The following is an 8,045-nucleotide window of genomic DNA, read 5'->3' as shown; positions in this document are numbered from 1 at the left end:
GAGGAGGCGGTGGGATTCGAACCCACGCACGGCTTTCGCCGCCTGACGGTTTTCAAGACCGTTCTCTTAAACCACTTGAGTACGCCTCCAAGTTATATGTAGTTTTCAGGTAAAAAAAAAAGAAATGGAGGAGGCGGTGGGATTCGAACCCACGCACGGCTTTCGCCGCCTGACGGTTTTCAAGACCGTTCTCTTAAACCACTTGAGTACGCCTCCGTACTTATAATCGAGCAAATTGTAACGTGCTTGCCTTCCTGACATAAATTATAATAGCATCTTGGTTTTACTCTGTAAAGACCTTTTCTAAAAAAACTTTTTAAAAGTATAAAGGGGGAAGGCTCCCCCTTTTCTACTTATGCTTGAATCACTTTGAGTCCACCCATGTATGGACGAAGTACTTCTGGAATAATAACTGAACCATCTGCTTGTTGATAGTTCTCTAAGATTGCTGCGACCGTCCGGCCAACAGCAAGCGCAGAACCGTTTAATGTATGCACGAATTCCGGTTTTGCATTCGCTTCCCGGCGGAAACGAATTTGTGCCCGGCGCGCCTGGAAATCTTCAAAGTTTGAACAAGAAGAAATCTCGCGGTAAACGCCTTGGCTCGGCATCCAGACTTCGATATCGTATTTCTTCGCTGCTGTGAATCCAAGATCCGCTGTACACATGCTGAGGACTTGATACGGTAATTTCAATCGTTTAAGCACTTCTTCGGCTTGACCAGTCAACAGTTCAAGTTGTTCATAAGACTCTTCCGGCTTAACGAAACGAACGAGCTCCACTTTGTTGAATTGGTGTTGACGAATCAGGCCTCGTGTATCACGGCCGGCAGATCCGGCTTCTGAGCGGAAACACTGGCTGTATGCTGCATAACCGATCGGTAATTGGCTTGCTGCCAAGATTTCATCCCGGTGCATGTTCGTCACCGGCACTTCCGCTGTCGGCACGAGGAAGTAGTTCGTCTCTTCGACTTTGAACGCATCTTCTTCAAATTTCGGAAGTTGACCTGTTCCTGTCATTGATTCGCGGTTGACCATGAGTGGCGGTAAAATTTCCGTATAGCCGTTTTCATCTTGATGCATGTCCATCATGAAGTTGATTAACGCACGTTCGAGACGTGCACCTGCCCCACGATAGAAAACGAAGCGACTTCCTGTGACTTTCCCTGCCCGTTCCACGTCGACGATTTTTAATTGCTCCATCAAATCCCAATGCGGGACGGCGTCGAAGTCAAAGGCCGGTTTATCACCCACTTCACGGATGACGACATTATCATCCTCTGAAGAACCGATCGGGACGCTGTCATGCGGAATGTTCGGGATACCAAGCAACAGTTGATTCAACGTCGCTTCGACTTCGCGCAACTCGTCGTCGATTCCTTTAATCTCATCTCCGACAGTTCGCATCGCGGCAATTGCCTCGTCGGCATTTTCTTTATTGCGTTTGAGTTCTGCAATTTTTTTCGTCGCGTCATTTCGTTCCGCTTTTAAGACCTCGGTCCGGGCAATCAGTTCACGACGTTTTTCATCTAACGCGATGAACCGGTTCATGTCCGTTAAATCTTCTCCGCGGTGTGCAAGTTTTTCTTGGATTGCGTCAAAATCCTGACGCAGACGTTTAATATCAATCATGTGTATTCCTCCTTTTTTTCAATAAAAAAAGGCAATCCATCCCTCTCCGGTATAAAAACCGAAGAGGGACGAATCACCTGGATCCGCGTTGCCACCCTCATTGCTAGTCGTACTAGCCAACTCAAAGACGCGATAACGGGCGTACCCGCACCTTGTTCGCAAGGTGTGCGATCCGGCTCGATTCAAGGCATCCTTCTGACTAGTTCACACCAACCACTAGCTCTCTTAACAGAATAAATTCCTTTACTTGGTCCGTTCATTGCATCGTTATGAGATTAGCTCTACTTTACACTATCCTGTTTGAGATTGACAAGTCCCGGTTTACGAATCGCATCATCAATTTTATCAGACCAGGCCGCAATCGCCCGGAACAAACGGGTCTTGAAGCTCGCCAAAGCGATTCGCTCCGCACTATAGAGAAGTGATCTCGGCACATCAAACCCCGGCAAGTACATGCCTTCATCCTTCACTTGAACCGTTCCGACACTTGCGCCATTCTTGATTGGTGCATGGGTCAGATTAAACGTAAATACGGGTGGACGGGTTGCTGCGTTCTTCGGCACCGTCACGTAAAGCGATGCATCCGTGATGACGTCATAGTCTGTTTCTTCCGCACCACGAATCGGGAAGACGTCTTTAATCCGCTCGCCTTTTCCGTAATAAGTCAACGGCTCAAACGATGAGAAGCCATAATCGAGTAACTTTTTTGTTTCTGCAAACCGCGCTTGATCGGATGTCGTCCGCATGACGACTGTAATGATCGTCATGTTATCTTTCGTCGCGACACCGGCAAAACAATATCCGGCAAGATCAGTCGTCCCTGTCTTCATCCCACGCATCCCGGGATACGCGTACTTTTGATCTTTCAACATCTTATCGGAGTTTTGGAGTGTGATGCCATCCAGTTTCATCGAAGAACGACTCGTGACATCTAAGACATCGGGATAATCTTTAATAAAACGAATGACGAGTAGTGCAATGTCGATCGCTGTCATCAAGTTCGTCCCCGGTAAGGCTGCATCGACTGCATCGAGTCCCGATGCATTTGAGTATTCTGTATTGTCCATCTCAAATGTATTCGCCGTCTCATTCATCAGCTTGACGAATTTTTGTTCTGTTCCGGCAACGACTTCAGCAAGTAATACAGCCGCATCATTAGCTGACTTGATGAACGCTGCATCATAGAGCTCACGAACGGTATATGTACGATTGCTTAACGGCACCCGTGCCAATCCTGGTGTGCCTGCTAATTTGAGTACTTTTTGGCTTGGTTGAACTTTTTTGTTCCAGCTTAGTTTCTTTTGTTCGATTTGACGTCGGACTAAGTAAAGTGTCATCAATTTCGTCATCGAAGCCGGAGGTAAAGCCAAATCGGCTTGTTCTTCTAACAATACTTTACCGGTCACAGCATCGACCATGATGTAGGATTCTGCCTTGATCGTCGGTACCTCGGCATAACTCGTCACTGGGAGTAGACTCGTCGTCAGTAAAAGGACGCTCAAGAAGAGTATGAAAAGTCGTTTCATCGTTCCTCTCCTTCAATTCATTTATACCCTCAGTGTAGCATAAAAAAAGTATCCGACAGCTTGAACTGAAGGATACTTTTTTTGTCGTTAGATGACGTGAACCGAACGTTGCTGTTTTACTTTTTCAATAAAGTAACGATGCAAACAGGTATCGTTCGTTAATTCCGGATGAAACGAACAGGCGAGATGCATGTCTGTTTCGACGACGACGATCTCGTCGTCAATGCGAGCGAGAACGCGGGTCGCTTGATCGATTCGTTCGACATAAGGGGCTCGAATAAAGACAGCTTCAATGTCCGCCCCGATTCCGTCGACGGCTAGCATCGTTTCAAAACTGTCCACTTGGCGACCGAACGCATTTCGTTTCACTTTCATCGGGATTGCCCCGAGGTGAACATCTCCTTGTTCAAGTTCCGTCGCTAATAAAATCATCCCGGCGCACGTCCCGAACATCGGTAACGTCTTTATTTTTTGTCGAAGGGGCACAAGCAAGGCGTAGCGATCAATCAATCGGCGCATCGCTGTCGACTCACCACCGGGCAAGACAAGTCCGGCGATTCCTTCTAAATCTTCCGCCGATTTGATGATTCGTGTTTTTACACCGAGCGATGCCAACATCTCAAGATGTTCCCTGACTGCCCCTTGTAGACCAAGTACCCCGATTACCATCCTCGTGGTGCCATCCGTTCCTCAAACGGCATCGACGTGACATCAATCCCCTTCATTGCTGTTCCGAGACCTTTCGAGAGATACGCAATTCGTTCGAAGTCATCCCGGTACGTCACGGCTTCGACGATCGCTTTCGCAAATTTTTCCGGTTGCTCCGATTTAAAAATGCCTGAACCGACGAAAACACCGTCAGCTCCAAGATGCATCATCAATGCAGCATCTGCCGGCGTCGCGATTCCACCGGCAGCAAAGTTAACAACGGGTAGACGCCCTTCTTGCTGAATCATCCGTAAGACTTCGTAAGGTGCACCCCACTCCTTCGCCCGTGTCATCAACTCATCCGGATTCGTATGTAAAATCTGGTTGAGTTCAGCTTGAATTTTTCGCATATGCCGGACGGCTTCGACGACGTTACCCGTTCCCGGTTCGCCTTTTGTCCGAATCATCGCCGCACCTTCCGCAATTCGGCGAGCCGCCTCTCCTAAATCGCGCGCTCCACAAACGAACGGTACCGTAAACGTCGACTTCAACAGATGGTACTCTTCATCAGCCGGTGTCAGGACTTCACTCTCATCAATGAAATCGACCCCCATCGACTCAAGGATCCGTGCTTCGACGATATGGCCGATTCGGCATTTCGCCATGACAGGAATCGTGACGGCATTTACGACCTCTTCCGTGATGGTCGGATCTGCCATTCGTGCCACACCTCCATCTCGGCGAATATCAGACGGGACACGTTCGAGTGCCATGACGGCGACGGCACCGGCTGCCTCTGCGATTTTCGCTTGCTCGGCATTGACGACGTCCATGATGACGCCCCCTTTTTGCATCTCAGCCATTCCTCTTTTGACACGATCCGTTCCTTGTTGCCGTTCCATCATTCTAAATTCCCCCTTGAACAATTTGATTGATAGCTCCTTACTTACGTTTTAGTATAGTCTCGATTGACTATTTTAAAAGTATCAGTTTATGATGAAATGAACAGGTCAGTTTTAGGAGGTACTTCAATGGATATGTTATCGTTCGAGTTAATACGAGAGGGCAATAAGCCGTTATACGAGCAATTGTATCAACAGATTCGTCAAGAAATCATCGATGGACGTCTAGAGTATGGTGTCAAATTACCGTCAAAACGAAAACTCGGTCAGTTCTTGAACTTGAGTCAAACGACGATTGAGCTCGCCTATCAACAACTCGTCGCCGAAGGCTATGTCGAGTCAGTTTCAAGAAAAGGGTATTTTGTCTTAGCACACGAAGAGCTTGCTTATGTAAAGAAAATACCACTAGCAACGAAGCAATACCTTTCTCCGTCCACCTATATCCGTCATGATTTCCATCCGAGTAAAATCGATGGATCATCTTTTCCTTTTTCACGTTGGCGAAAACATGCGAAGGATGTCATCGATGAACATAATCAATCCCTTGTTTCTCTCGGACACCCGCAAGGCGATCTCGCCTTACGTGTTGAAATTGCGACCTACCTATATCACTCAAGAGGTGTCATCTGTTCGCCTGAACAAATCATCATTGGGTCTGGGGTCGAACAACTTTTGCCCCAACTGATTTTCCTGCTAGGACAACACGTCACCTACGGAATCGAAGATCCCGGTTATCATGCGACCAGACTCATTCTTGAGAATCATGGACGAACAGCAATCCCGATTCCGGTCGATCAAAGTGGTGTCAAAGTCTCGACTTTAAGTCAGACTGATGTGGATATCATGTATGTGACACCTGCCCACCAATTTCCGTCCGGAAGCATCTTATCCGTCAATCGGCGCCGGCAATTGGTGAACTGGGCTGCTGAATCCCCGACACGTTACATCATTGAGGATGACTACGACAGTGAGTTTCGTTATAGTGGCAAGTCGATTCCGTCACTCCACAGCATCGATAGTGAACGAGTACTTTATTTGAGCACCTTCTCCAAGTCGCTCATGCCTTCACTGCGGATTGGCTACATGGTCCTTCCGCCTTCTTTGCTTGAGCGCTATCAGACCGAACTCTCCTATTACACATGCAGTGTCTCACGTTTTGATCAAACGATTTTGACACGCTTTATGAAAGAAGGCGACTTCGAGAAACATTTGAATCGGATGCGAAAGATCTATCGGCGTAAGTTAGACATCGTCGTCAATTCGTTACGTGCTATCTCATCCCTGCGCTTGACCGGCGAAAGTGCGGGTTTGCATGTCGTCGTTTCTGTTGCGAACGGGATGACGGAAGAAGAATTAGTCAGGCGAGCACACGACGCTTCAATTCAGGTCTATGGTTTATCCCAGTATGCACAACTTCCGTTAGAAGCAATGCACCCACAAATCGTGTTAGGTTTTGCAAGTCTATCGGAATCAGATCTTGAAGAGGGGCTTGGGGAGTTGTTACAGTCTTGGCAGTTGTAACAGCAGTCTTTCGGACTGTGAACAAAACCAGCTTGAACGTGTCCGTGATTTTCATATAGGCTATGTCGTGAAACACCTTGAGCCGCCTAACATCATTAATCTATAAACAAAAAAAGGCCCCGCATCATCTGCAGGGCTTTCTTTTTATTGGCGTGTATAGTTCGATGCTTCTTTTGTGATTTGAATGTCATGTGGGTGACTTTCTTGTAAGCCAGCACCCGTCATGCGGATGAATTGTGTGTCTTCTCGCAATTCTTCTAATGAAGCTGCTCCACAATATCCCATTCCTGAACGAATCCCACCAACGAGTTGATAGACAGAATCACCGAGTTTTCCACGGTAAGCGACACGACCTTCAATTCCTTCTGGAACGAATTTCTTATCTGCTTCTTGGAAGTAGCGATCTTGACTACCACGTTTCATTGATGCTTCAGAACCCATACCACGGTATGTCTTAAATTGACGACCTTGGTAGATCTCCATTTCGCCCGGGCTTTCTTCAACACCAGCAAGCAGACTACCTAACATGACCGCATGACCGCCAGCTGCAAGTGCTTTGACGATATCGCCCGAGTACTTAATTCCGCCGTCGGCAATGATGGAGACACCATGCTTACGGGCCTCTGTCGCACAATCAAAGACTGCAGTGATTTGTGGAACCCCCACTCCCGCAACGACACGTGTCGTACAAATTGAACCAGGTCCAATCCCTACCTTGACGACCGATGCACCAGCTTCAATTAAATCGCGTGTTGCTTCTGCGGTTGCAACGTTCCCAGCGATGATTGGAAGATTTGGATATTCATCACGAAGCTCACGTACTTTTAAGAGTACGCCTTCAGAGTGACCGTGTGCCGTATCGACGACGAGTGCATCGACGCCTGCATCAACAAGAAAACGTGCGCGAAGAGATGCATCTTTCGTGACACCGACAGCTGCAGCGACGAGAAGACGTCCGAATTGATCTTTTGCTGCATGTGGATATTGTTCGACTTTTTCAATATCCTTTGTTGTGATTAAGCCTTTTAATACACCGTTCTCATCAACGAGTGGTAACTTTTCAATGCGATGTTTGTGGAGAATTTGTTCTGCTTCTTCAAGTGACGTACCAACTGTAGCAGTGACGAGTTCTTCTGTCGTCATGACCGTCTCAATTACCGTCGAATAGTCTTTAACAAAACGAAGATCACGATTTGTTAAAATACCAACGAGTTTCCGTTCTGTTTCGTTGTTAACGATCGGAACACCAGAAATACGATATTTACTCATTAAATATTCAGCATCGTATACTTGGCGTTCAGGTGTAAGATAAAACGGATTCGTGATGACACCATTTTCAGAACGTTTGACGCGATCGACATGTTCTGCTTGGTCTTCCATCGACATGTTTTTGTGGACGACACCTAGACCGCCTTGACGTGCCATGGCAATCGCCATTGGTGCTTCCGTCACAGTATCCATTCCTGCACTGATCAACGGGATGTTCAGTGTAATCCCTTCGCATAAGGATACAGATAGATCGACGTCACGTGGTAAGACACTTGAACGACGTGGTACAAGCAAAACGTCATCAAACGTCAAGCCCTCTTTAGCAAATTTATTCTCCCACATGTTTATCCACTCGCTTTCTCTTTGATAAAAGAATATTGATGTTATGGTAACAAGGAGAAACAGTCATGTCAATGACTCCAGTAATAATCAGAACAGTCTGAAGTTTCACACAACACAAAAAGACCGACCTGCAAGATGCAGATCGGTCCTTTTCAATTGCCTGGCAACGTCCTATCCTCACAGGGGGAAGCCCCCAACTACTTTCG

The 8,045-nt window shown here is 47.1% G+C and carries 6 protein-coding genes, 2 tRNA genes and 1 other annotated feature; of the genes, 1 reads left to right on the top strand and 7 read right to left on the bottom strand.

All coding sequences use genetic code 11. The annotated features are described in order from the left end of the window. Position 1: 1 nt before the first annotated feature. The 6 genes from KNP99_RS15010 to pdxS form a co-directional block, all read right to left on the bottom strand. Positions 2–89: transfer RNA gene (locus KNP99_RS15010), tRNA-Ser, on the bottom strand. A 36-nt stretch (positions 90–125) separates the two neighbouring features. Beyond that, positions 126–216: transfer RNA gene (locus KNP99_RS15005), tRNA-Ser, on the bottom strand. 137 nt (positions 217–353) lie between these two features. Next, positions 354–1,631, bottom strand: a complete 1,278-nt coding sequence (gene serS / locus KNP99_RS15000) for a serine--tRNA ligase (RefSeq protein WP_088835956.1) — start codon at positions 1,629–1,631, stop codon at positions 354–356. 61 nt (positions 1,632–1,692) lie between these two features. Continuing rightward, positions 1,693–1,900 (bottom strand) — a binding site (T-box leader). Positions 1,901–1,912: 12 nt separating this feature from the next. After that, positions 1,913–3,157, bottom strand: a complete 1,245-nt coding sequence (locus tag KNP99_RS14995; protein ID WP_215193342.1) for a D-alanyl-D-alanine carboxypeptidase family protein — start codon at positions 3,155–3,157, stop codon at positions 1,913–1,915. 87 nt (positions 3,158–3,244) lie between these two features. Continuing rightward, a complete protein-coding gene (pdxT, locus tag KNP99_RS14990; protein ID WP_088835954.1) occupies positions 3,245–3,826 on the bottom strand; it encodes a pyridoxal 5'-phosphate synthase glutaminase subunit PdxT in 582 nt (193 codons plus the stop codon). Continuing rightward, complete coding sequence (gene pdxS, locus KNP99_RS14985) at positions 3,820–4,707, bottom strand: pyridoxal 5'-phosphate synthase lyase subunit PdxS (RefSeq protein WP_369834776.1); 888 nt, start codon at positions 4,705–4,707, stop codon at positions 3,820–3,822. The genes pdxT and pdxS overlap by 7 nt, the downstream gene beginning before the upstream one ends. A 129-nt stretch (positions 4,708–4,836) precedes the next feature. Here pdxS and pdxR point away from each other — a divergent pair, with 129 nt between their 5' ends. Further along, complete coding sequence (gene pdxR, locus KNP99_RS14980) at positions 4,837–6,228, top strand: MocR-like pyridoxine biosynthesis transcription factor PdxR (protein ID WP_214767977.1); 1,392 nt, start codon at positions 4,837–4,839, stop codon at positions 6,226–6,228. A 144-nt stretch (positions 6,229–6,372) separates the two neighbouring features. On the opposite strand, the gene guaB is transcribed toward pdxR, so the two are convergent. Next, positions 6,373–7,839, bottom strand: a complete 1,467-nt coding sequence (guaB, locus tag KNP99_RS14975; RefSeq protein ID WP_029332179.1) for an IMP dehydrogenase — start codon at positions 7,837–7,839, stop codon at positions 6,373–6,375. Between the last annotated feature and the right edge of the window lie 206 nt (positions 7,840–8,045).

This window comes from Exiguobacterium sp. s95, assembly GCF_018618655.1.
Taxonomy (GTDB): Bacteria; Bacillota; Bacilli; order Exiguobacteriales; family Exiguobacteriaceae; genus Exiguobacterium_A; species Exiguobacterium_A oxidotolerans.
Note: the sequence above shows the minus strand (reverse complement) of the source record. Positions and strands in the feature narration are given on the sequence as shown.